Origin of the sequence: Gordonia sp. SMJS1 (assembly GCF_029866425.1) — a bacterium.
Classification (GTDB): domain Bacteria; phylum Actinomycetota; class Actinomycetes; order Mycobacteriales; family Mycobacteriaceae; genus Gordonia; species Gordonia hongkongensis.
This window is the reverse complement of record NZ_CP123381.1, coordinates 756,943-779,387: the sequence shown is the minus strand read 5'-3', so window position 1 is coordinate 779,387 and position 22,445 is coordinate 756,943. Positions and strand designations below refer to the sequence as shown.

The 22,445-nt window shown below is 69.0% G+C and carries 23 protein-coding genes and 1 tRNA gene; 11 read left to right on the top strand and 13 right to left on the bottom strand.

All coding sequences use genetic code 11. The features are described 5' to 3' along the window. Nucleotides 1–7: 7 nt before the first annotated feature. Entirely contained in the window at nt 8–1,645 is a 1,638-nt protein-coding gene (locus QAD21_RS03635) for a carboxylesterase/lipase family protein (RefSeq protein ID WP_189340147.1), read from the bottom strand. 72 nt (nt 1,646–1,717) lie between these two features. Between QAD21_RS03635 and QAD21_RS03630 the strand changes: the two genes are divergently transcribed. After that, a complete protein-coding gene (locus tag QAD21_RS03630; RefSeq protein WP_058251248.1) occupies nt 1,718–2,071 on the top strand; it encodes a hypothetical protein in 354 nt (117 codons plus the stop codon). Between the two features lie 72 nt (nt 2,072–2,143). Here QAD21_RS03630 and QAD21_RS03625 read toward each other — a convergent pair. Further along, a tRNA-Thr gene (locus tag QAD21_RS03625) sits at nt 2,144–2,218 on the bottom strand. A 68-nt stretch (nt 2,219–2,286) separates the two neighbouring features. Continuing rightward, the gene (locus QAD21_RS03620; protein ID WP_058251249.1) at nt 2,287–2,673 is read right to left on the bottom strand and encodes a RidA family protein; all 387 of its coding nucleotides are present in this window, start codon (nt 2,671–2,673) and stop codon (nt 2,287–2,289) included. Nucleotides 2,674–2,862: 189 nt separating this feature from the next. Between QAD21_RS03620 and QAD21_RS03615 the strand changes: the two genes are divergently transcribed. From QAD21_RS03615 to otsB, 4 genes are all read left to right on the top strand, one after another. Next, nucleotides 2,863–4,359: a threonine/serine exporter family protein gene (locus QAD21_RS03615; protein ID WP_068972255.1), complete on the top strand. Its 1,497-nt coding sequence runs from the start codon at nt 2,863–2,865 to the stop codon at nt 4,357–4,359. Between the two features lie 164 nt (nt 4,360–4,523). Continuing rightward, nucleotides 4,524–4,694 carry a hypothetical protein gene (locus QAD21_RS03610; protein ID WP_165630609.1) on the top strand — a complete coding sequence of 57 codons (171 nt, stop codon included), beginning with the start codon at nt 4,524–4,526 and terminating at the stop codon, nt 4,692–4,694. 46 nt (nt 4,695–4,740) lie between these two features. Then, entirely contained in the window at nt 4,741–6,228 is a 1,488-nt protein-coding gene (locus QAD21_RS03605; protein WP_068972256.1) for a trehalose-6-phosphate synthase, read from the top strand. Then, entirely contained in the window at nt 6,225–7,013 is a 789-nt protein-coding gene (otsB, locus tag QAD21_RS03600; RefSeq protein ID WP_068972257.1) for a trehalose-phosphatase, read from the top strand. The genes QAD21_RS03605 and otsB overlap by 4 nt, the downstream gene beginning before the upstream one ends. Before the next feature lie 158 nt (nt 7,014–7,171). Here otsB and QAD21_RS03595 read toward each other — a convergent pair whose 3' ends face one another. Genes QAD21_RS03595 through QAD21_RS03585 form a run of 3 tightly spaced genes read right to left on the bottom strand, consistent with a single transcriptional unit; the run spans nt 7,172 to nt 10,323 of the window. Continuing rightward, nucleotides 7,172–8,323, bottom strand: a complete 1,152-nt coding sequence (locus QAD21_RS03595) for a putative zinc-binding metallopeptidase (RefSeq protein WP_068972258.1) — start codon at nt 8,321–8,323, stop codon at nt 7,172–7,174. A gap of 4 nt (nt 8,324–8,327) precedes the next feature. Beyond that, nucleotides 8,328–9,137, bottom strand: coding sequence for a transglutaminase-like domain-containing protein (locus QAD21_RS03590; RefSeq protein ID WP_068972259.1), 810 nt, complete (start codon nt 9,135–9,137; stop codon nt 8,328–8,330). Between the two features lie 58 nt (nt 9,138–9,195). After that, a complete protein-coding gene (locus tag QAD21_RS03585; protein ID WP_068972260.1) occupies nt 9,196–10,323 on the bottom strand; it encodes an ROK family transcriptional regulator in 1,128 nt (375 codons plus the stop codon). Nucleotides 10,324–10,361: 38 nt separating this feature from the next. Between QAD21_RS03585 and QAD21_RS03580 the strand changes: the two genes are divergently transcribed. Next, nucleotides 10,362–11,126, top strand: a complete 765-nt coding sequence (locus QAD21_RS03580; RefSeq protein ID WP_068972261.1) for an SDR family NAD(P)-dependent oxidoreductase — start codon at nt 10,362–10,364, stop codon at nt 11,124–11,126. 3 nt (nt 11,127–11,129) lie between these two features. On the opposite strand, the gene QAD21_RS03575 is transcribed toward QAD21_RS03580, so the two are convergent. Together QAD21_RS03575 and QAD21_RS03570 are read right to left on the bottom strand one after the other, a co-directional pair. Continuing rightward, entirely contained in the window at nt 11,130–12,386 is a 1,257-nt protein-coding gene (locus tag QAD21_RS03575; protein WP_068972262.1) for an Ig-like domain-containing protein, read from the bottom strand. A gap of 63 nt (nt 12,387–12,449) precedes the next feature. Beyond that, nucleotides 12,450–13,052, bottom strand: coding sequence for an XRE family transcriptional regulator (locus QAD21_RS03570; protein ID WP_058251259.1), 603 nt, complete (start codon nt 13,050–13,052; stop codon nt 12,450–12,452). A gap of 47 nt (nt 13,053–13,099) precedes the next feature. Between QAD21_RS03570 and QAD21_RS03565 the strand changes: the two genes are divergently transcribed. Both QAD21_RS03565 and QAD21_RS03560 read left to right on the top strand, forming a co-directional pair. Next, a complete protein-coding gene (locus tag QAD21_RS03565) occupies nt 13,100–13,993 on the top strand; it encodes a class I SAM-dependent methyltransferase (RefSeq protein ID WP_205333408.1) in 894 nt (297 codons plus the stop codon). Further along, nucleotides 13,990–14,967 carry an NAD(P)/FAD-dependent oxidoreductase gene (locus QAD21_RS03560; RefSeq protein ID WP_068970371.1) on the top strand — a complete coding sequence of 326 codons (978 nt, stop codon included), beginning with the start codon at nt 13,990–13,992 and terminating at the stop codon, nt 14,965–14,967. The genes QAD21_RS03565 and QAD21_RS03560 overlap by 4 nt, the downstream gene beginning before the upstream one ends. A gap of 33 nt (nt 14,968–15,000) precedes the next feature. On the opposite strand, the gene deoC is transcribed toward QAD21_RS03560, so the two are convergent. Further along, nucleotides 15,001–15,678: a deoxyribose-phosphate aldolase gene (deoC, locus tag QAD21_RS03555; protein ID WP_189340044.1), complete on the bottom strand. Its 678-nt coding sequence runs from the start codon at nt 15,676–15,678 to the stop codon at nt 15,001–15,003. A 27-nt stretch (nt 15,679–15,705) separates the two neighbouring features. On the opposite strand from deoC, the gene purU reads away from it, so the two are divergent. Together purU and QAD21_RS03545 are read left to right on the top strand one after the other, a co-directional pair. After that, on the top strand, nt 15,706–16,602 hold the full coding sequence (gene purU, locus QAD21_RS03550) for a formyltetrahydrofolate deformylase (protein WP_205333407.1): 897 nt from the start codon (nt 15,706–15,708) through the stop codon (nt 16,600–16,602). Nucleotides 16,603–17,218: 616 nt separating this feature from the next. Beyond that, nucleotides 17,219–18,478: an IS256 family transposase gene (locus QAD21_RS03545; RefSeq protein ID WP_096905832.1), complete on the top strand. Its 1,260-nt coding sequence runs from the start codon at nt 17,219–17,221 to the stop codon at nt 18,476–18,478. A 99-nt stretch (nt 18,479–18,577) separates the two neighbouring features. On the opposite strand, the gene QAD21_RS03540 is transcribed toward QAD21_RS03545, so the two are convergent. Then, nucleotides 18,578–18,706, bottom strand: a complete 129-nt coding sequence (locus QAD21_RS03540) for a hypothetical protein (protein WP_275892296.1) — start codon at nt 18,704–18,706, stop codon at nt 18,578–18,580. A 231-nt stretch (nt 18,707–18,937) separates the two neighbouring features. Between QAD21_RS03540 and QAD21_RS03535 the strand changes: the two genes are divergently transcribed. Then, entirely contained in the window at nt 18,938–19,561 is a 624-nt protein-coding gene (locus QAD21_RS03535) for a hypothetical protein (RefSeq protein WP_068970372.1), read from the top strand. A 13-nt stretch (nt 19,562–19,574) separates the two neighbouring features. On the opposite strand, the gene QAD21_RS03530 is transcribed toward QAD21_RS03535, so the two are convergent. Genes QAD21_RS03530 through QAD21_RS03520 form a run of 3 tightly spaced genes read right to left on the bottom strand, consistent with a single transcriptional unit; the run spans nt 19,575 to nt 22,340 of the window. Next, nucleotides 19,575–20,759 (bottom strand): DUF2993 domain-containing protein, encoded by a 1,185-nt coding sequence (locus tag QAD21_RS03530; RefSeq protein WP_068970373.1) that lies wholly within the window; start codon nt 20,757–20,759, stop codon nt 19,575–19,577. Continuing rightward, nucleotides 20,756–21,631, bottom strand: a complete 876-nt coding sequence (locus tag QAD21_RS03525) for a carbon-nitrogen hydrolase family protein (protein WP_068970383.1) — start codon at nt 21,629–21,631, stop codon at nt 20,756–20,758. The genes QAD21_RS03530 and QAD21_RS03525 overlap by 4 nt, the downstream gene beginning before the upstream one ends. A 10-nt stretch (nt 21,632–21,641) precedes the next feature. Then, the gene (locus QAD21_RS03520; RefSeq protein ID WP_068970384.1) at nt 21,642–22,340 is read right to left on the bottom strand and encodes a methylase; all 699 of its coding nucleotides are present in this window, start codon (nt 22,338–22,340) and stop codon (nt 21,642–21,644) included. Between the last annotated feature and the right edge of the window lie 105 nt (nt 22,341–22,445).

The window sequence follows — 22,445 nt, the reverse complement described above, 5'->3', positions numbered from 1 at the left end:
TTGCGACTCAGCGGAAGCCGAGCACCTCGTCGCCCCACGCCTCCCAGATGTCGCCGTCGAGGTTCTGCACGACCCGATCCTCGGCGTCGATGCGCAGCACCGGGCGATGGCCGGTGTCGTAGGTCGGCCAGGGATCCCCGAGCGCCCCGGCGTCCGGCTCCTGACCGTGTGCGAATGCGGTCCACCGTCGGATCATCCTCTCCGACACCGCTTCTCCCTGCTTACGCCCGCCGAGCAAGAACGTGATGTCCTTCGGCCCGTTGCCCAGATTCCCCCACACGTACGGGACCTCGGTCGCATGGGCGGCCCCCAGACCGAGCAGCCGAAACATCCGCGTCGTCCAGTCGTAGCGGTACACATAGACCGGCGCCGAACGCGCATGCGCCTCCGCGAGCCACAGCGTGGGCATGCGGAACGCCACGTCACGCGCGACGCCGAGCCCGGTGACCTTCGGGCGCAGACCGGAATACGCGGAGAGCACCTGCGCACGTTCGGGCAGGACGACGTCCGGATACTCCTTCGCCATCCCGGCGAACATGCGCTCGATGTCGGCGGTGGTGATCGGCATCAGCGGCGACTTCATGTACTTGAAGAGATTCGCCTCGTCGCGGTTGGTCCCGATGATCAGCGGCACCGGATGCGCCCGACCCGCGCGATAGACGTCGAGGGGATGTTCGGGCAGCAGATCGCCGTCGATGACCGGCGCGAACGCGATGGTCCCCGGCACCTCGGTGGGGACCTTCTCGAACAGGGTGGTGGTGATTGCCGAACACGTCATGCCGTCGAGTTGTTCGAGACGCCCGACGATCTCGCCGGTGTCGAGTTCACCGGCGTCGATCCCGGCGACCTCGAGCAGTTGGTCGGCGACCCGCGCGGCCCGGTCGGCGCCGTACATCGACGTCACGGGCGAACTCTGCGCGATGGCCCGGCCGAAGAGCCCGGCCGCGGCCGGCATGGTGAGCAGCGCGGTGACCAGTCCCGCGCCGGCCGACTCGCCGAACACCGTCACCTTGTCGGGGTCACCGCCGAAGGCGGCGATGTGGTCGCGGACCCAGCGCAACGCCGTGAGCACGTCGCTGAGGCCGGCATTCGACTCGAACCGCGGGTCGATCGACGACAGATCGGCGAACCCGAGCACGCCGAGCCGATAGTTCAACGTCACGACGACCACGTCGCCGGTGGCGGCGAGGTTCGAACCCTCGTAGAACGGCTGGGCTCCCGACCCCAGCACGTAGGCGCCGCCGTGCAGCCACACCATGACCGGGAGTCCGACGGCGTCGTCGGCGTGCTCCGCGGCCCCCGGCGGGGTCCAGACGTTGAGGAACAGGCAGTCCTCGTCCATGACCACATCGGGACCGAGACGCACGGCGGGGTTGAGTTGTTGCGGGCAGACCGCGCCGAAGGTCGAGGCGTCCACCACGTCCTCGGGCGCATCGGCCTCCTCGAGGGGAACCGCACGGCGCCAGCGCAACTCCCCCACGGGCGGGCGGGCGTACCGGATTCCCCGCCACACGTCGGCCCGTTCCCCGGCGACCCCGCGGAAGGTGCCGACCCGGGTCTGGGCCGTTGGGCGGGTCCCGTCCGGAGCCACGCCGTCGGTCGGGGACGTCGAGTTGGCGGAGGTGCCCGGTTCGTCGTGCTTCATCCGTCCATCGTGCACCGTGAACCTGTTCTCGTAATCCAGAACTCGGCCGTGTCTGCTGGGTATGGTGACCGCATGGAGCTACTACGCAACGTCGTAATCTTCCTGCACATCATCGGCTTCGCCGTGACCTTCGGTGGCTGGGTCACCCAACTCGTGGCTCGCGAGTTCCGGTTCACCCGCGTGATGGACTACGGACTGCTGCTGTCCCTGCTGACCGGGCTCGCGCTCGCGGCGCCGTGGCCGGCCGGTATCGAGCTGAACTACCCGAAGATCGGCATCAAGCTGGTGATCCTGCTCGTCCTCGGCGGAATCCTCGGCATGGGCAGCGCTCGGCAGAAGCGCACCGGCGAACCCGTACCGCGCGCCCTCTTCTGGTCCGCCGGCGCCCTGTCCCTGCTCGCCGCGGGCCTCGCCGTGATCTGGTAGCCCCGGCCGGCGAGCCGAAACCCACGAAATGTCAGACGCCGCGCACCGGAAGAGGTGCGCGGCGTTCGTGCGTGGAGCCCCCTGTCGGGATTGAACCGACGACCGCTCGCTTACAAGGCGAGTGCTCTACCACTGAGCTAAGGAGGCGCGCGAGCGAGTATATCCGCCGGACCTCTTCCGCTTCATCCGCACCCGGCGGACCGACCGGGCCGCGATCAGCCCCGGATGGCCGCGACCGCTTCGATCTCCACCAGCTGATCGTCGTAGGCGAGGACCGAGACGCCCAGCAGGCTGCCGGCCGGCTTGTGATCGCCGAAGGCCTCGGTCACCGCGTCCCACGCGACCACCAGATCGGCCTGCAGGTGTTCGGCGACGAAGACGGTGACCTTCGCGACGTCGCGCAGCGTCGCGCCGGACTCGATCAGCGCGGCCTCGAGGTTTCTCATGCACTGCACGGCCTGTTCGCGAACGTTCCCGGGTGCGACGGTGGCGCCGTCGTCGTCGATGGGGGCCGCACCGGCGGTGAAGACGAGACTCCCGGGACTCACCGTGGCACTGCGGGTGTGGCCGTCTCGCGGACCGTTGATCTGCACCGAGGACATGCCGCGATCGTAGACGAGTGGTCGCCGTCGTCACCCCGGTCACCGGCGCTCACCGCCGCTCCCGGCTCCTCCGCCGACCCTGCCGGAGTCGTCCGGACGGACGAGGTGTATCCAGTCTCCTGTCAGGGTTGCACCGGCCGGGTGTCGGTTACCCCGCGAGCACTCCACCATCGACCCGAGGAGGCCTGCGTGCGCGAACAGATCGGCCGTGTCCTGCGTCGGCTCAGCGGCAGCCGGCAGGCGACGATCGACACCATCGAACCGGGCAGCATCATGGTGTCGCCACGTAAGCCGATCGAACCGTTCGACGTCGCGGCGATCACCGAGGTCCTCGATCTCGCCACGAAGATCGGGGCGGTGCTGCTCGACTCGGGCACCGGGGCCATCGACACCCAGACGCAGATCAAGTTCGTCGCCGGCGTGTACGGCCTCGAGGACGTCGACGTCGATGTCACCTACAACACGATCGTCGTCAGCGCGCGGCGCGGCGCGACGCTCCCGCCGATCACGACCATGGAGCAGGTCTACTACCGGTCGATGGACTTCACCCGGCTCGCGCAGGTCGACCGGCTCGTCCGCCGCATCCGCGATTCGTTCATCAGCCCGTCCACCGCCCACCAGATGGTCGACGAGATCATCACCGCGCCGCACCCCTATCCGCACTGGCTGGCCACGACCGCCTGGGGGATCATGGCGTCGGGCATCGCGGTGCTCCTCGGCGGCGAATACCTCGTCGCCGCGCTCGCCTTCCTGACGACCGTGGTGACGGTCACCGTCAACCGCTGGCTCAACCGCATCGGGACACCGGTCTTCTTCCAGCAGCTGACCGGCGGTTTCATCGCGGTGGTCCCGGCCGCCCTGGTCTTCGCCGCGGCCGAACGACTCGGTGTGCAGATCGCGCCGTCGCAGGTCATCGCGGCCGGCATCGTCGTGTTGCTCTCGGGGTTGTCCCTCGTCGGCTCGGTCCAGGACGCGATCACCGGCGCACCGATCACCGGTGTCGCCCGGTTCTTCGAGTTGCTGCTGATGACCGGCGGCATCATCGCCGGTGTCGGCGTCGCGATCCGAATCCTGGAGGCGGGCGGCATCTTCCTGCCCACGATCACCACGACCACCAGCTTCGAGGTCGTCGAACTGCCGATCCGGGTGGTCGCCGGCGCGGTCGCCGCCTGCGCCTACGCGCTGGCCAGCTACGCCGAGACGCGCGCCCTCGGCGTGGCGTTCCTCGGCGGTTTCATCGGCACCGCGGTCGCGGCGGCCTCGACGTTCACCGACATCGGCGACGTCATCGCCAACGGTCTCGCGGCGGCGTTCGTCGGACTGATCGGCGGCCTGCTGGCACGCCGCGCGTTGACCCCGCCGCTGGTCGTCGCGGTGGCCGGCATCACCCCGCTGCTGCCCGGTCTCGCGGTGTATCGCGGCCTCTACGGCATCCTCGGCGACCAGACGCTCGACGGATTCACCTGGATCGCGAACGCGCTGGCCATCGGCTGCGCCCTCGCTGCGGGGGTCACGCTGGGCGAGTTCGTCGCCCGGTCGCTGCGTCGCCCTCAGCTGCCACCCCGTCCGGACTGGCGTCTCCGCCGCCGGATCGCCCTGCGCGAAGCCCGTGAGGCGCGGCAGGCCGACGCGGCCGCACGCCGGGCCCGGGCGAACCGGTGGCGGCCGCCACCGCCACGACGCTGACGCCGGACGGGTGGCCGTGAGCACCACCGATGTCCGGGTAGAATGCGGAGTCGGGCGTGTCATCGGACGGCCGCTCCAGTCAGCAACGGACCGAGACACCGCACGGCTGCGCCTCGTCACCGCGCACCGAACCGCACACCATGCCGCACAACGAGGGGACTCACATGCCCGCGAAGACCACCGACGCGACCGACATCACCGACGACGAACTGGAGCCGGTGGCCGACGAGACCGCCAACTCGGCGCGCCGAGTCGTCGCCGCGTACGCCACCGACGCCGACGAGTGCCGGATGCTGTTCGCCATGCTGGGGATCGCGCCGGGCGAGAACGCCTGAGCAGGTGGCTCCGCGAGCAGGAGAAACCAACCCCGACACCGGCGGAGTGACCGGCACCGACCGGTCCACCCATGACGGGGCCGAGTTCGTGGTCGTCGCGAACCGCCTGCCCGTCGACAAAGAGGTCCTTCCCGACGGCACCGTCAACTGGAAGCAGAGCCCCGGCGGACTCGTGACCGCGCTCGAGCCGATCCTGCGCGCCAACACCGGGGCCTGGGTCGGCTGGTCGGGCATCCCCGACTCCGATGACAACCCCGACATCGAGGGCATCGACATCCACGCGGTCCCGCTGTCGGCGCAAGAGATCGCCGAATACTACGAGGGCTTCTCCAACGCCACCCTGTGGCCGCTCTACCACGACGTCATCGTCAAGCCCGAGTACCACCGCGAATGGTGGAACACCTACGTCGAGGTGAACCGGCGCTTCGCCGAGGCGGCCTCGCGAGCCGCGGGCGAGGGGGCCGTCGTCTGGGTGCAGGACTACCAGCTCCAACTGGTGCCGAAGATGCTGCGCATGCTGCGGCCCGACGTCAAGATCGGCTTCTTCCTGCACATCCCGTTCCCGCCGGTCGAGCTGTTCATGCAGATGCCGTGGCGGACCGAGATCGTCGAAGGCCTGCTCGGCGCCGATCTCATCGGCTTCCACCTGCCGGGTGGGGCACAGAACTTCCTCTTCCTCGCCCGACGCCTCGCCGGGCAGGCCACCAGCAAGGGCACCGTTGGGGTGCGGTCGCGCTTCGGCGTGGTGCAGGTCGGATTCCGCACCGTGCGCGTCGGCGCGTTCCCCATCTCGATCGACTCCGGGAAGCTCGACGCACTGTCCAAGACCCGCAAGATCCGGGAGCGCGCCGCCGAGATCCGCCGCGAGCTGGGCAATCCGAAGACGATCATGCTCGGCGTCGACCGGCTCGACTACACCAAGGGCATCGACGTCCGGCTCAAGGCCATCTCCGAGTTGCTGGCCGAGAAGCGACTCGATCCCGCCGACACGGTGATGCTGCAACTCGCGACGCCGAGCCGCGAGCGCGTCGAGAGCTACAAGCAGATGCGCGCCGGTATCGAGCAACTCGTCGGGAACATCAACGGCACCCACGCGACCGTGGGCCAGCCGGTGGTGCAGTACCTGCACCGACCGGTGCCGCGTGAGGAACTCGTCGCCTTCTTCGTCGCGGCCGACGTCATGCTGGTCACGCCCCTGCGCGACGGCATGAACCTCGTCGCCAAGGAGTACGTGGCCTGCCGGGGCGACCTGGGCGGCGCACTCGTCCTCAGCGAGTTCACCGGCGCGGCAGCCGAACTGCGCTCGGCGTACCAGGCCAACCCGTACGACCTCGACGGCGTCAAGGACGCGATCGAGGCCGCGGTCGAACAGAGCGAACACGAGGGCAGGCGGCGCATGCGCGCGCTGCGCAGGCAGGTCCTCGCCCACGACGTCGCGAAGTGGGCGGAGAGCTTCCTCGGCACCCTCGGCGCCGACTCCGACACCGAACTGTCGCCCAACCGGGGTGTTCATCTGGTGGACGAGCCCGAGTGAACCACACCGGGATTCCCGCCGAACTCACCGACGCGCTGGTCCGGGCCGCCGGCGTGGGGGTGCTGCTCGTGGCCAGCGATTACGACGGATGTGTCTCGCCGATCGTCGCGCGTCCCGAGGACGCCGTCCCCGAACCCGCGTCGATCGACGCGCTCGTCGCCGCCGCGGCACTTCCCGACACCGTCGTCGCCGTGGTGTCCGGCCGCGAACGGGCCGTGCTCGCGGAACTGTCCGGCCTCACCGCCCCGGTCGTGCTGGTAGGTAGTCACGGCAGTGAGTTCGAGTCCGGGTTCGCGGTCGAGGTCACCGACAAAGCGCGCGCGCTGTTGACCCGCCTGATCGACGAGTTGCGCGCCATCGCCGCGGAATTCCCGGGCAGCACCGTCGAGGTCAAACCGGCGAGCACGGTGTTGCACGTGCGCAACGCGTCGGCGTCCGACGCCGTCGCCGCGCTCGATCGCGCCCGCACCGGTCCGGCCTCCTGGCCGGGGGTGCACACCACCGAGGGCAAGGCCGTCCTCGAACTCGCGGTGATCGAGACCAGCAAGGGCCACGCCCTCGACACCCTGCGCGCGGCCGTCGGCGCCGACGCGGTCATCTATCTCGGCGACGACGTGACCGATGAGAAGGCCTTCGCGCACCTGCGTCCCCAGACCGGTGACATCGGCATCAAGGTCGGCGAAGGTGACACCGCCGCCGACTATCGCATCGCCGACACCGACGATGTGGCAACGGTTCTCGCGTTCGTGGCCGAGCAGCGGGCGCGGACGGCCTCGGCTCGCTAGTGGTGTGTCTTGGAAATAGGTGGCCGGTATCCGGTGGAGCGATCGGTGGTCTGGCAAGGCGGAGGAGGGAGGGATAGCGGAGCTATCTCGACCGACGACAACGCAGCCAGGCGCCGATCGAGCGCCGGAGACCAGTCGCCTATTTCCGAGACGCACCACTAGGCCGGCTGGGCGGGTGCGACGACGAGCGGGTCCGTCGTCACCGCCCGCCGGGCGCTCTCCCGGATCACCTCGTGCACGAAGCCGAGTTTGCGCACGACGGGTTCGGGGATGGTGAACGGATAGAGCGGGCGGCGTCCCATGGCCACGTTCACCCGGTTCAGCATGAGCGACAACCACTTCCAGTCGTAGAGCAGCCGTTCGATCGGCTTGTCGGCGTACGACCGGAGCGGCACGATGTCACGGTCCATGGTGAACTGGACCTGCTGCGCGTCGAGATTCAGCCCGGATTCCCGGGCGGTGTCGATGGTCCCGGTGATGTGGAGGTAGTGCGCGAAGCGCTCCGCGAAGTCCTCCCACGGATGCATCGTGGCGTACTCGGAGATGTACGACTCCCGCCAGTTCTCCGGTGACCCGAACCGATAGTGGCGGTTGATCGCGTCGGCGTAGCTCGCGCGTTCGTCGCCGAACAGGTCCCGACACCGGTCGAGGTAGCGTTCCGCGCCCGGGCCGGTCTCGACGAGGACGTGTTCGTAGTAGTGCCCGGTCTCGTGGCGGAAATGACCCAGCAGGGTGCGGTACTGCTCGCCGAGGTCGACCCGGAGGCGCTCCCGATAGGCGTCCTGGGTCTCGGCGAGGTCGATGGTCACCACCCCGCCCGCGTGCCCGATCATCACCGGCCGGCCGAGGGTCTGACTCGACAACAGGTCGAAGGCCAGGCCGCCCTCGGTGCGCCAGAACGGCTCCACCGGCAGACCCAGATCGACGAGTTGGTACACCAGCAGCCGCAGGTCGAACGATGCCGGCGCGAGCTTCTCGAGCGCGATGGTGTCCTCGGCGTCGGGCTGACGCCGGATCAGCGACTCGGGGAGACACCGACCCCTCAGGCCGATGCTGTCCTCGGTGACCTCGGCGAGCGTCAGCCAGTTGCAGTGCGTCCGATCCCGATTCGCACACCACACCCACAATTGCTTCTTCGGCCCGCTCGCTCCGCTCCCGGCGCCGGCACCGTCGATCTCGACCCCCTCCTCGCCGACCGCGTACAGCGACCGCGACGGCAGGTGCACGCCCACGGTCGTCGCACAGTTCGGGCAGGTCTGACGATCGAAGCCCGACAACGCATTGCAGACCGGACAGGTGAGCGCATGCACGCGCTCACCCTATCCGGACGCGCGCATTCCCGTCGTCGATCGGAAGCTCGCCGCGCACCGTCGCCGTCACCTCGTAGGAGTTGAGGTTGATCGATCCGCGATGGTTGTCGAGGAACGCGGTGTCGGCGGCATCGCGGCCGGTCGAGATCCGCACCAGGCTCTGACGTGGGGCCAGCCCGGTCGCGTCGACCACCACCCACTCACCGTCGACGATCGCCTCGGCGACGGCGTGGAAATCCATCGGCGAACATCCCGGGGCGTACACCGCGACGAGGCGGGCCGGGATGTTCAGCGCCCGCAGCAGCGCGACGACGAGGTGTGCGTAGTCGCGGCAGACCCCGGCACCGGCCAGCAGGGTGTCGGCGGCGCCGTCGATGGGGTCGGAAGTCCCGGGGATGTAGCTGAGGCGGTCCGAGACGTATGCGGCGACCTGGTTCAGGATCTCCCCGTCGGGCAGCGACGCGTCGAACTGTCCCGCGGCGAAGCCGAAGAACTTGTCGCACTCGGCATATCGACTCGGGCGCAGATAGGTCGAGCGGTCGGTGATGTCGACGGGCAGCGGATCGGCCGGGGTGAGGACCGACGCCCAGTAGTCGATGTTCAGGACACCCCGCTCGAGCTGCAGCCGATGGATCCGGGAACCGTGCGGCCCGATGATCTCCTCGGGCGTCACCGACTGGCCGTCGAATTCGACCTCGAGTTCTTCTTCCAACTGGAGGCCGGGCAGTCGGGCGACGGTGATCTGCATCTCCAGTTCGGTGGGGTCGTCGACCCGCAGCTCGAGCCGTGCGGATACATCGCGGGGCAGCGTCATGGACACACCGTAGGGGATACCGGCGCGGACGGCAGCGGCAGGCGGGCCGACGGCCTGTCTACAGCGTCGCCATCGCCGCGATCGGATCCGCGTAGATGACGCTGAGCGCCACCACGACCGCTGCGCTCTCCTGCACGCGCACACCGAATCTCGACGGCGCGATCTCCAGCGGCCAGGTCAGGGTGGTCGCCTCGTCGAAGGCCGCCTGCACCGGCGCGAGCCCGTGCGGGTGTGCGGCGAAGGCATCACCGGCCACGACGATGGCATCGGGGTTGATCACATCCCGGATGAGCGCGACCGATTCGCCGAGCACGCGGGCCCGCTCGTCGGCGATCCGGGCGGCCGTGGGGCTGATCCTCAGCCGACGCGCCGCGGCCTCCGCGGCGTCGTTGCCGATGACGTTCTGCAACCGGACCCGGGTGAGACCGGGGGCGAGCACCGGAGCCGTGACCGGCAGGTGCGCGATGGTGCCCGCGCCACGCTCCGGTACGTGCACGCGGCCGTCGAGAGTCATTGCCATCCCGGCCGTTTCGCGGGCGTAGAAGAACAGCCCGGAGCCCCCGTCGTCGCGCGGATGCGACAGGAGCAACTCGGCGGCCGCCATCGCCTCGACGTGCTCACAGACCGACACCGGCGTGTCGAGGCGCCCGGCAAGTGTTGCGCCCACGGCGAGTTGATGCCAGCCCAGGACCCGGTGGTTCACCACCCCGGTCTCGGCGTCGACCGCGCCACCGACCGCGACACCTCCCCACAGCACCCGCCGCCCGCTGAACCGGGCGGCGAGTTCGGCGAGCAGTCCGCTGAGGTGCGCGAGCGCGTCCTCCTGATCGCCGGTCGGCGTCAGCACGGCGTGACTGTGCAGTGTGCGGCCGCCGAGGTCGGCGATGACGAGCACGGTCCGGCGGGCGCCGATGTGCATACCCGCGACGCACAGCGAGTCGCGGTCGATGGTCAGCGGATTCTTGGGCCGGCCAATCGCTTTCGGCCCGGCGAGATCGGGGCGTTCGACGACCAGACCGTGAGCGGCCAGCGCGTGCACCTGACGGTTGATGGTGGCCGGCGACAGACCCGTCGTCGCGGCGAGCTGATCCCGCGTCACCGGTCCGCCGACCCGGATCGCGTGCAGTACCGCCGCCGCCGGGGTGGAGGTCAGTTGCAGCGCCGCCGGGATCACTCCCCCACGCATGCGACGAATGTAGCAGCGCGGTCCGTAAGGTTGAGCCCATGAGCACCGACACCGCCTCCCAGTCGAAGGACAACCGACCGATCGCCGTGGTCACCGGCGCGAGTTCGGGGATCGGCGCGGCCACCGCGCGGCAGCTCGCCTCGCAGGGCTTCCACGTGGTGCTGGGGGCGCGCCGGGTCGATCGGGTGACCGCGCTCGCCGACGAGATCGGCGGCACCGGAAGGCAACTCGACGTCACCGACGAGCAGTCCGTGGCCGCCTTCGTCGACGGCCTCGACACGGTGCACGTGCTGGTGAACAACGCCGGTGGCGCCAAGGGTCTCGACCCGGTGTCGACCGCCGACCTCGACGACTGGCGCTGGATGTGGGAGACCAACGTGCTGGGGAGCCTGCGGGTCACCAAGGCGTTGCTCCCCGCACTCATCGCCTCGGGTGACGGCCTGATCGTCTCCGTCACCTCGATCGCGGCGTTCGAGGCCTACGACAACGGCGCCGGGTACACCTCGGCGAAGCATGCGCAGGGTGTCACCCACCGGACCCTGCGCTATGAACTCCTCGGGAAGCCGGTCCGGCTCACCGAGATCGCGCCGGGCATGGTCGAGACCGACTTCTCCCTCGTCCGCTTCGAGGGCGACCAGGAACGCGCCGACAAGGTCTACGAGGGCCTGACACCGCTCGTCGCCGAGGACGTGGCCGAGGTCATCGGGTTCGTCGCGTCCCGGCCGCCGCACGTCAACCTGGACCAGATCATCCTCAAGCCGCGCGATCAGGCCTCGGCCCGGCGGAACATCAAGACCGGCTAACGGCTAGCGCGGGGCCGGGGCGTTCGAGGTGGGCGCCCCGCTGGGCGTGGCCGGGACCGAGGTCTCGCGGACCTCGCCCTTGATGGCCGACATGCCCTGCCAGGTCTCCCAGTCGTAGATCCAGTCGTAGATGTCGCCGTCGGCCTCCGACAACGCGATCCGCGTCCCGGTCACCTCCACCGGGTCGCCGTAGACCGCGACCCGGAAGTAGCGTTCGGCGTCGGCCTCCGACAGGTTGATGCATCCGTTGGTGACGTTCGCCGATCCCTGCACGTTCACGGTCGCCGGGTTCGCGTGGATGAACTCGCCGTTGTTGGAGATCCGCACGGCCCAGCGTTCGCGGATGTTGAAGTAACCCGCGGCCGGGTTGCTCATGAAGAACTCTTCGTACTTCTCGGTGACCACGTGGATGCCCGAGCGCGTGACGTTCCGGTCGAGGTCGCCGCCGCCGTAGCTGCACGGCAGCGCCATGAGTTCGACACCGTCGCGGAGCACCACGATCCGGTGCGAGGACTCCTCGGCCTTCACCACCTGGGCCCGCCCGATGGCGAAGTCGCTGGTCACGTCGGCCGCGCCGTACGCGCCGCCGCCGTGGTCGAGGCCGTACAGCTTGGCTGCCATGCTGACCTTCGTGCCGGGTGCGTAGTACTCGCGGGGGCGCCAGTGCACGCGGGAGCCGTTGTCCTCGCCGAGCCACGCCCACGACCCCTCGGTGGGTGGTGTGGTGGTGACGGTCAGCGCCCGCTCCACGGCCTCCTTGTCCTCGACCGTCCCGTTGAACTTCAGGATGATCGGCGCCGCGATGCCGACCTCCTGACCGTCGCCGATGTTGACGACGACGTTCACCTGACTCGACGGCTGCAGCGTGGTGAACGTCCCGGCGACCGGCACGACCTTGCGATCGAGACCCACCGCCGTTCCGCTCCAGGTGTATTCGGTGCCGTAACCGAGGGGCTCGCCGATCGTGTAGGTCGTCCGGTCCTCCGACAACTGACCCTTCACCACGACGCCGCGCGGGTTGGTCAGCTTCACGTCGGGGTTGAGGGAACCGTCGGTCGCCTTGACCGAGAACTCGGCGGTCGGGGTGGCCGGCTCGGCATCGAGGGCCGGGGTGAAAGTCAGGGTGACCGGCGGGTCGGCCGGTGTGTCGTCTCCGGGGCCGAGGCCGGAGCCGGAGCAGGCCGCCACCGCGACCCCGAGCGCTCCGACCCCGGCCGCGGCGAGCACGGAGCGTCGGTTCACCGAGGTCTGGGGAGTCATCACCGCAACAACAGTACCGATGCGCCGCCTCGCATCGGTGGTGTGCGGCCGCGGGGCAGGTGGTCAGGCGTCCGGGGCGTCGTCGTCGCGGGCCGCGCGTCCGGTTCGCACGGACGGCAGGTGCGCGCGCTCGCCGGCGTGGTCCATCATCGACAGCACCTCCGCCGGGCCCTGATACGCGCAGATGGCGTGCGGGATCATCGTCGAGAACTCCGCGGCGTCACCTTCGGGCACGAGGATCGTGCGGTCGCCCAGCCACAGCCTCACGGTTCCCGACAGCACCGTGAACCATTCGTAGCCCGGATGGACGCGCAGGTCACCGACGGGTTGCTCGCGGTCGAACCGCATCTTCGCCACGGTGACACCCTGTGGGGCGTTCTCCCGCGAGAGCAGCCACATCGTCATGCCCTCCACCTCGTGTGGCTGGGGCCGGATCACGACATCGGTGTCGTCCGCCGGTTCGACCAGCTGATCCAGGGTCGTGCCCAGCGCGCGGGCGATCGGTACGAGCTGGTCGAGCGCCACCCGCCGATGCCCGGTCTCGATCCGACTCAGTGTGGACGGCGACAGATAGCACCGGGCGGCGAGCGCGTCGAGCGTCCAGCCCCTGGCGATGCGGAGGCCGCGGATGCGCTGGCGGACGACCGCGTCGAGTTCTTGCGTCATTGGCAAGATGCTATGCCATCCGGGCATGGCGGCGCTACCGTGGGGTCATGACCAGCACGCACCATCCCCATCCGACCGCCGGACATCACGAGCACGCGAACCACACCGACCACCACAACCACGCCCGGCTCGCCGCGGTCCTCGACCTCGACGCCGAGCTCATGGCCGACTACCTCGAGGACGCCGCCCGCCTCGTCGCGGAGACCCTGGGGCGCGTACCCGCGCGAATCGCCGATCTCGGGGCGGGGACCGGGACCGGCACCGAGGCACTCGCCCGCCGCTTCCCGCACGCCTCGATCCTGGCGGTGGACGGGTCGTCCGACATGGTCGCGCTCGTCGAACGACGCGCACGGGAGGGCGGTTTCGACGATCGGGTGACCGCCGTCGTCGCCGATCTCGACGACGGACTGCCGCCGCTCGGAACGCCCGACGTCGTGTGGGCGGCGATGTCGCTGCATCACGTCGCCGATCCGCGGCGCCTGTTGCGGGAGGCCGCGACCTCGCTCGGACCGGAGGGCATCGTCGTGATCACCGAGATGGCGGGCGTCCCGCGTTTCGTCCCCGCCCACGAGGACGCCGAACTGCTCGGGCTGCAGGACCGCTGCCAGACCGCGGCCGCCGGGGCCGGGTGGGAGGCGCTCGTGGACTGGACCGACGCGTTTCACGACGTCGACTACGAGGTACTCCGCGCGGAGACCGTCCACGTCCGGCGCAGCGACCCGAGCCAGTCGGTCGCGCGGTACGCCCGGCACTGGTTCGCCCAGTTCCGGCATCGCTTGGCCGACACCCTCGATCCCGCCGACCTCGCCCTGCTCGACGACTTGACCGAGGCAGACGCGCGGAATCGTCTCGATGACCTGACCCTCGCCGCCGGACGACTCCTCTGGATCGCCCGGCCGCGCACCTCCCCCATTCCCACCCCCGAGAGCGAGCAACGATGACCAACTCCTCATCCGCCCGAAAAGATTTCCCCACAACCGAATACGACGTGGCCATCGTCGGCGGCGGAGCTGCCGGACTCAGCGCCGCGACCGTCCTCGCGCGATCACTGCGCAAGGTCGTGGTCATCGACGCGGGGCAACCGCGCAACGCACCGGCGGCCGGCGCCCACAATGTGCTGGGGCAGGACGGGATCGCACCCCTGGAGCTACTCGCCCGCGGCCGGGCGGAGGCGACGGGATACGGCGCCGAGATCCGTTCCGGCACAGTCGCCGACGCGGCCGGCACCGTCGACGACTTCACCCTGCGTCTGTCCTCCGGCGAGGTCGTCGCGGCCCGTCGCCTCATCCTGGCGACCGGCCTGGTCGACGAACTCCCCGACCTCCCCGGCGTCGCGGAGTTGTGGGGACACGATGTGCTGCACTGCCCGTACTGCCACGGCTACGAGGTCCGCGGAACACGCATCGTGCAGATCGCGACGAGCCCGATGTCGGCGCATCAGGCACTGATGTTCCGCCAGCTCAGCGACCGGGTGACCGTGGTCGCGCACGATCCCGACGCCCTGTCGGACGACGACCGGTCGCACTTCGCCGCGGTCGGCATCGACATCGTCGACGCCCGCGTCGAGCGCGTCCGGACGCGCGCGGAGAACGGTTCTGCCCACCTCGACGGCGTGCTCCTGACCGACGGCACCGTGGTCGAGGCCGACGCGGTGGTCGTCTCGCCGCGATTCATCGTCCGCGGCGACCTCTACGAGCGACTCGGCGGCACCCTCGACGACGGCCCGATGGGCGGGTTGGTCGGGACCGGCCCGATGGGCGAGACCGCGTTGCCGGGCGTGTGGGCAGTGGGCAACACCACCACCGTGCATGCGATGGTGACCGTCGCCATGGGCGAGGGCGTGTCCGCCGGTGCCGCGGTCAACGCCAGCCTGGTCATGGCCGACCTCGACGCCAAGGTCTCCGCCCTGGCGTGACCGATGCCGGTCCGCAGATCCGCGGCCGGCCGCCTACTCGGGGAATCCGTCGAGCACGGCGGCCGACGCGGACAGCCCGAGCCGGGTCGCCCCCCCGGCGATGAGCTCAGCGGCCGCCTCGGCGGTCCGGATGCCACCGCTCGCCTTGACTCCCACCCGGTCGCTCACCGCGGCGCGCATCAGTTGCACCGCCTCGACGCTCGCGCCGCCCGCCGGATGGAACCCGGTCGACGTCTTCACCATCGACGCACCGGCCCGCTCGGCGCGGCGGCACACCTCGGTGACGGTGTCAGGCCCGGCGAACTGCAGCAGCGCGGCCGATTCGATGATCACCTTCAGGAGGGTGTCGTCGCCGACGGCCTCCCGGACGGTCAGGACGTCGGCGAACACCTCGTCGAACCGGCCGTCGACGGCCGCACCCACATCGATCACCATGTCGATCTCGTCGGCCCCGGAGTCGACGGCCAGACGCGCCTCGGCCGCCTTGACCAGCGAGTGGTGTTTCCCTGACGGGAACCCGGCCACGACACAGGTCCGCAGTTCCCCGGTGTCGATCGGCAACATCGACGGCGAGAGGCAGACGGCGAGCACCCCGAGTCGTGCGGCCTCGGCGACCGTGGCCTCCGCGTCGGCCCGGGTCGCCTCGGGTTTGAGCAAGGTGTGGTCGATGATGGCGGCGACGTCGCCGCGTCGCAGGTCCTTGTTCGTCACACCGACGAGCTTGGCACACTGACTGTCGTGGCCCCCGCACAGACGATCCCGACAGACCAGACCGAGCGCCGCTACGTGCTGACGCTCGGCTGCCCCGACCGCACCGGCATCGTGGCGCGGATCTCGACCTTCCTCACCGATGTCGGGGGCTGGATCACCGAGGCGGCCTATCACTCCGACGAGGAGACCGGGTGGTTCTTCACCCGCCAGGCCATCCGCGCGGATTCGGTGTCGTCGACCGCGGACGAACTGCGCGCGCGCTTCGCGTCGGAGGTGGCCGCCGAACTCGGACCCGAAACGGAGTGGCGCCTCACCGATTCGCGAGAGACGAAGTCCGTGGTCCTCCTGGTGAGCAAGGAGACCCACTGCCTCATCGACCTGCTCGGACGTGCACATCGTGGAGAACTGCCGGCGGCCATCCGGGCGGTCGTCGGCAACCACCGCGAGCTGGAAGACCTGGCCACTCGGTTCGGTATCCCGTTCCACCATGTTCCGTTCGCGAGCGAGCGCAAGGCCGAGGCCTTCGGCGAGCTGGGGCGGATCGTCGAGGGTTATGACCCCGACGCCGTGGTGCTCGCGCGCTTCATGCAGATCCTGCCGCCGCAGCTGTGCGATGCGTGGGCCGGGCGGGCCATCAACATCCACCACAGCTTCCTGCCCAGCTTCATCGGCGCCCGGCCCTATCATCAGGCCTTCGCGCGCGGTGTGAAACTGATCGGCGCCACCTGCCACTACGTCACCGCCGACCTCGACGCCGGTCCGATCATCGAACAGGACGTCATCCGCGTCGACCACAGCGACTCGGTCGCCGACATGGTCCGACAGGGTCGCGACATCGAGGCCCTGGTGCTTTCCCGCGGTCTGCGCTGGCATCTCGAGGACCGCGTACTGGTCCACGGGCGCAAGACCGTCGTCTTCACCTGAGGTCCCTACACAGCACACCGCCCCGCGACGTGGCGTCGCGGGGCGGTGTGAAGTCTGTGTCGTAGGCGACTACTCGACGGTTCCGCCATCGTCGCCACCGAGCGAACCGGTGACCAGGTTGCCGATGATCTCCTCGATAGCGCCGGAGATGCCACCCTCGATTGCGTCAGACATATCTGCTCCCTTCGTCATCGGTGAGATTGTTCGTTGATCACCGTCCGCTCTCACCCGTGCGTCGGCTCGACGCCGACGTTACATATTCATTTCGGGAATGTCTCCCCTATCAGCGAAACCAGCTTTCGCATATCGCAACAATCGGACCCACGGAAACAGCGTTTTCCCTGCTGAAAGCGCAACGTTGCCCGAATTGAAATCATCGGAAATCGAATGTGATCACCCGTGTAATGCATCGAAAATGCAACGTCCGGACGCCTGCGTCAAATACAGACTCGGCCCAGAAACAGTTCAGCAGTTGATGCCGTAGTAGTGCCCCATAGAGTGGTGTAACTCGGTGGCCGAGATCGTCTGCGATTCCGTGTTGTGTACGGATGTAGAGCGGCCACCGTGTGATCCTTCGAGTCAACCTTCTACCGAATCCTCGAACGGAGTCATCACGATGACCGCACCCCATATTGTCGACCCTGCAGGCCTGCTTAGCCAAGCCCTGACCGACGCGTCACCGGATCTGATGCGCGAGCTGCTGCAGACCATGATCAACGCCCTGCTGTCCGCGGACGCCGACGCCGTGTGCGGCGCCGAGTGGAACGCCCGCTCGTCAGAGCGCACCAACTACCGCAACGGTTATCGCCACCGGCCCCTGGATACCCGGGTCGGCACCGTCGACGTCGCCATCCCCAAGCTCCGCTCGGGCTCCTACTTTCCCGAGTGGCTGCTCGAGCGTCGCAAGCGGGCCGAATCCGCGCTGATCACCGTCGTGGCGGACTGCTACCTGGCCGGGGTCTCCACCCGCCGGATGGACAAGCTGGTCAAAACTCTCGGCATCGACTCGCTGTCCAAGTCCCAGGTCTCCCGCATGGCCGAAGACCTCGATGAGCAGGTCGCGGCGTTCCGGCACCGGCGCCTGGACGAGGCCGGACCGTTCACGTTCGTCACCGCCGATGCGCTGACGATCAAGGTCCGGGAGAACAAGCAGGTCGTCAAAGCCTCGGTGCTGCTGGCCACCGGGGTCAACGGTGACGGCCACCGCGAGGTCCTGGGCATGCAAGTCGCCACCAGCGAGACGAAGGCCTCGTGGAACACCTTCTTCGCCGACCTGGTGGCCCGTGGCCTGGGCGGAGTCCGGCTGGTGACCTCCGATGCCCACGCCGGGCTGATCGAGGCGATCGCGGCGAACCTGCCCGGGGCCGCCTGGCAGCGCTGTCGCACCCACTACGCCGCAAACCTCATGGCCGCGTGCCCCAAGTCGATGTGGCCGGCCGTGAAGGCGATGCTGCATAGCGTCTACGACCAGCCCACCGCCGAGGCTGTCAATGCCCAGTTCGACCGGCTCTTGGACTACACCGAAGGCAGACTGCCCGAGGTTGCTGACCACCTCGGCGATGCCCGCGAGGACCTGCTGGCGTTTATCGCGTTCCCCGACGATGTGTGGCGGCAGATCTGGTCCAACAACCCCACCGAGCGGCTCAACCGGGAGATCCGACGCCGCACCGACGTGGTCGGGATCTTCCCGAACCGGGATGCCATCGTTCGCCTCATCGGCGCCGTCCTGGCCGAGCAGACCGACGAATGGGCCGAAGGCCGCCGCTACCTCGGTCTCGAAGTCCTCAGCCGCTGCCGACTCACCCTGACCACCGACCCCGCCACCAGCTCGCCGACGGAGGTGAGCACCGATGACCTGATGCAACTACCCGCCTGACCACCCACGAAGGATCACCATTCAGTTACACCACTTCCAGGGGCTTGACCGATGCCGTCGGGGCCATCAACTGCTGAACCGGTGGTGAGTCGGGTCGATTCAGGTCTCCGAATCGCTGCCATCGAGCGAACCGCCGCCGATCGAACCCGCGTCACCGAGCCCGCCGATGATCGCCTCGACCGCGCCTCCGATCGCACCCGCGAGACCGCCCTCGACTATGCCTGCCATATCCGTCTCCTCTGATGATGGTGAGATGCCTGAGTGTCGGTCGCGCGTCTCACCTGGTCACACGACTCGGGGGCGACGTTACAGACCGATCACGGAATCGTCCTGCGATATGAATAATTCTTGGTTTGGGTTCTCAAATGCCGTTCTAAACAACACATGAATCTCGTGCCATCGACCGCGGAATACACCCGACCGGAAACATTCGCGGGGATTTCATGGTGGCATGGAACAATGGTCAGCATTCACGCGACCGGGACTCGATCACGGTCGTTGACGGCCGCCGACCGCCCGCCCGCGCTCGACCTTCTCGCGGCGGGAATGCAGGAGGTCCCGGTCTATCGATGGCTCCTGGGCGAGAACTCCCCGCCCGAAGTGTTCCGGTGGTATGGCGACGTCCTCTTCACCGATCTCCTACCGGGCCTGCGGGGCCTGTTCGCCACCACCGGGGAATTGACCGGACTGATCGCGGTGGCGGGCCCCGATCATCGGACCCAACCGGTCGACGACGAACTGGCGAACCGTACACGCCATTTCGTGACCGCCCTGGATGGTTTGATTCCACGATTCCGTGAACTCCAGGAGAAATCGCGTGCGCTCGCGATCGATTCCGCGCACAGCATCGTGTTCGCGCTCGTCCACCCGGCCCATCGAAGGAACGGCACTCTCGCGGCGATGCTCGAACCCGTCCTGCAGGAGGCCCTCGGCGCGGGGTCGCCGGTCACCGCCAGCACGGCCGACGCCCACATGGTCGACGTGTACGCACGGAAGTGGGGCGGCCGGGTCTACGAAGAGTTCACGCTGACCGACGGACCGACGGTCTGGTTCCTGACCGTCGACCCGCCGCCGGCGGTCTGAGTCCCAGTCCCGGTCAGACCGAGCAACCGCCCGACTGGCTCTGCGACGACGTGCCGGTCATCTCACTGGTCAGCTGCACGTCCGAACCGCTGATGGCGAACTCTAGCCCGCTGTCGGTCACCTCGAGCGAGTCGACCTGCACCTCGTCGAAGAACGGGCCGAGCGACGACGTCGTGATCTGGTCGACGATCTGCTGCGCGAAGTCCGGCGGGATGCCGAAGACCAGGGCGCTGGCCTTCACGACCTCGAAGTCGACCCGGCCGTCGTTCAGCACCGGTTTGATGGTCGCCGACACCGGCACCTGGAAGACCATGACCGGGAAGGCGGCCTGCACCTCGAAGGTGCCGTCGGCCGCATTGCCGGTGATCTGCTCGACCGCGCCGACGCCACCGGTCGGGGTGCCGGTGCTCTGACCGGACGCCCCGGCCTGCTCCTTGCTGAGTTCGACGATCCGCTCGTAGGGGATGAAACCCGTGCCGTCGAGACTCTGGATGTCGGTGGAGTTCTCGGTGCCCGAGATTCCGTCCGCACGCATGTGCAGACGGACGCCCCCGGCACTGTCATCGGTGTCGACCTGTACGAACGGGATGTCGCCGCTGCCCTGCAGGAGGATCGGCTTACGGCTGAGCGACACCTCGGTCGGCACGCCGGTCAGCCCGCTGAAGGATTCCTCGAGACAGTTGGTGACCTTGTTGCGCAGGTACAGCTCGCTGCCGACCGCGGCGATGACCGCGAGGAGCAGCACACCGACGACGCTGAGGGCGACGATCTTGCGGGTGCTCCGCTTCTTGCGCGGGGAGGTGAGGACCGGTCCGCTGCCGGTGGAGTCGGCGGGTCCCGGAGGAATCGGTCCCGAGGCGGCCGTCCCGGCCCCGTACGGGTCTTCGCCGGGCGCGAACTGCGAGGTGGGGGGCTTGGCACCGCCGATGGTGCCGGTGTCGGCGTCGGACGGCGGGATGGCCGAGTAGGCCTGTGCTCCCGGGACGATCGGTTCGGTCGCGAACTGCTCGGTCGCGGGCGGCTCGCCCTGTTCGGTGCCGGACACCGGACGCCATTCGCCGCCCTGGCCCGTCGAGGTCGGCTCACCGGTCGCGGGATCGGGATCGCCGGGGTTGTTCGTGTTCGGATCGTGCTTGCCGGTTGCGTCGGCGGGGTCCCCGGATGAGGAATCGGGGCGGGGCGTGTTGCTGTCGCTCATGGGTTCCGTCCTGGGTCGTCTGACTCGCGGAGCCGCGTGTGGGCCGGCGTCACGTCGTTGTCCGTCTCGCCGCCGACCGGCAGTGGGCGCTCGTTGGCGAGGACTGCCAGTTGCGTACGGGCTTGGTCGACCAGTGCTAGGTCGAGGTCGTGCACGTCCACCCGGATGCTATCCGGATACGCGGCGACCAACGTACCGAATGGGTCTGTGATTTGGCTGTGTCCGATTCCGGTCGGCGCACTCGACGACGCGGCCGCCTCGTCGGTGGGAAACGCCTGGTCGACGGCCACGACGAAGGTCGTCGAGTCCAGCGCTCGGGCCGAGGCCAGCACCTCCCACTGACGGAGTTTGCCCGGTCCGGAACCCCACGACGTGGGTACCACGATCACCTGGGCGCCCCTCCGTGCGAGGTGGGTGAACAAGGCGGGGAATCGGATGTCGTAGCAGGTGGCCACGCCGACGGTGACGTCGCCGACCGCGAAGGTCAGCGGCTCCGCTCCGGCGGCCACATTCTTCGACTCGGTGAATCCGAAGGCGTCGTAGAGATGGATCTTGTGGTACCCGCGGCGTGTCCCGTCCGGGTGTGCGACGACGACGGTGTTGCGGACCCGGCCGTCGCCGGCGGGTGTGAACATCCCGGCCACCACCGTGACCCCTGACGCCGCGGCGACTTCGGACACCCCGCGCGCCCACGGACCGTCGAGATCCTCGGCGACCGGCTTCAGCGGCACCCCGAACCGGCACATCGTGGCCTCGGGGAAGACGACGAGCTCCGCGCCGCGTGACGCCGCGTCGGCGGTGGCCGCACGCACCGTCTCGAGGTTGGCGGTGGGGTCGTCGGTCGAACTGATCTGGGCCATCGCGACACGCATGACGGCCACATTATCCAGCCGGTGCGACGGTCTCCCAGGGAACCGTGAGCACGTTGTCGGACAGGCGGCGCCGCGGCACCTCGCAGTCGACCCCACGGTCGCGCAGCAGACCGACCGCATGCACCCAGCGGGCGCGCGGGCCGTACGGCGCCAGCGGCGCGGCGATGTCCCAGCACTGATCGGCCAGGGCCAGCAGCGTATGGATCCGCTCGCCCGGCACGTTGCGATGGATCAGCGCCTTGGGCAGTCGCTCGGCCAGGTCCGACGGACGGTCCGAATGCTCCGGCGCCCAGCTGAGGGTCAGGCTCACCGGCCCGTCGACGTCGAGCAGGACCCAGCTGCACCGTCGGCCGATCTCATCGCACGTGCCCTCGACGATGACCCCGCCCGGCGCAAGCGCGGAGCGCATTCGTGCCCATGCGTCGTCGACCTCGTTCTCGTCGTACTGACGCAGCACGTTGAACGCGCGCACCACCCGGGGTCGCAGGCCGCCCAGCTCGAAGCCGCCGAGACCGAACCGCACGCCGGCACGGGGCTCGACCACGCGGGCAGGGTCGATCTCGAGACCGACCATCTCCAGATCCGGGGCGACCGCGCGGAGCCGTTCGGCCATCTCGACGGTCGTGTCCGGACGCGCACCGTAGCCGAGGTCGACGACCAGCGGCCGGGGCACGTCCAGGGCGGCACGCACCCGCGGGGAGTGGACCATCCACCTGTCCACCCGCCGGAGCCGGTTGATGTTCGTCGTGCCCCGGGTGACCCGGCCCTGCGGTCTGTGCTCGATGCGCTCGGACCTGACGGACGGGCGGCCGGC

Excerpts from the sequence above, each read along its gene's own strand:
- QAD21_RS03560 (WP_068970371.1), top strand. The coding sequence starts at position 13,990 with ATGACCAACTCCTCATCCGCCCGAAAAGATTTCCCCACAACCGAATAC.
- QAD21_RS03530 (WP_068970373.1), bottom strand. The coding sequence starts at position 20,759 with ATGAGCGACAGCAACACGCCCCGCCCCGATTCCTCATCCGGGGACCCC.
- QAD21_RS03575 (WP_068972262.1), bottom strand. The coding sequence starts at position 12,386 with ATGACTCCCCAGACCTCGGTGAACCGACGCTCCGTGCTCGCCGCGGCC.
- QAD21_RS03580 (WP_068972261.1), top strand. The coding sequence starts at position 10,362 with ATGAGCACCGACACCGCCTCCCAGTCGAAGGACAACCGACCGATCGCC.
- QAD21_RS03630 (WP_058251248.1), top strand. The coding sequence starts at position 1,718 with ATGGAGCTACTACGCAACGTCGTAATCTTCCTGCACATCATCGGCTTC.
- QAD21_RS03565 (WP_205333408.1), top strand. The coding sequence starts at position 13,100 with ATGACCAGCACGCACCATCCCCATCCGACCGCCGGACATCACGAGCAC.
- QAD21_RS03590 (WP_068972259.1), bottom strand. The coding sequence starts at position 9,137 with ATGACGCTGCCCCGCGATGTATCCGCACGGCTCGAGCTGCGGGTCGAC.
- QAD21_RS03545 (WP_096905832.1), top strand. The coding sequence starts at position 17,219 with ATGACCGCACCCCATATTGTCGACCCTGCAGGCCTGCTTAGCCAAGCC.
- QAD21_RS03570 (WP_058251259.1), bottom strand. The coding sequence starts at position 13,052 with ATGACGCAAGAACTCGACGCGGTCGTCCGCCAGCGCATCCGCGGCCTC.
- QAD21_RS03535 (WP_068970372.1), top strand. The coding sequence starts at position 18,938 with ATGGTCAGCATTCACGCGACCGGGACTCGATCACGGTCGTTGACGGCC.
- QAD21_RS03540 (WP_275892296.1), bottom strand. The coding sequence starts at position 18,706 with ATGGCAGGCATAGTCGAGGGCGGTCTCGCGGGTGCGATCGGAGGCGCG.
- QAD21_RS03635 (WP_189340147.1), bottom strand. The coding sequence starts at position 1,645 with ATGAAGCACGACGAACCGGGCACCTCCGCCAACTCGACGTCCCCGACC.
- QAD21_RS03520 (WP_068970384.1), bottom strand. The coding sequence starts at position 22,340 with ATGGTCCACTCCCCGCGGGTGCGTGCCGCCCTGGACGTGCCCCGGCCG.
- QAD21_RS03525 (WP_068970383.1), bottom strand. The coding sequence starts at position 21,631 with ATGCGTGTCGCGATGGCCCAGATCAGTTCGACCGACGACCCCACCGCC.
- QAD21_RS03620 (WP_058251249.1), bottom strand. The coding sequence starts at position 2,673 with ATGTCCTCGGTGCAGATCAACGGTCCGCGAGACGGCCACACCCGCAGT.
- QAD21_RS03610 (WP_165630609.1), top strand. The coding sequence starts at position 4,524 with ATGCCCGCGAAGACCACCGACGCGACCGACATCACCGACGACGAACTG.
- QAD21_RS03585 (WP_068972260.1), bottom strand. The coding sequence starts at position 10,323 with ATGCGTGGGGGAGTGATCCCGGCGGCGCTGCAACTGACCTCCACCCCG.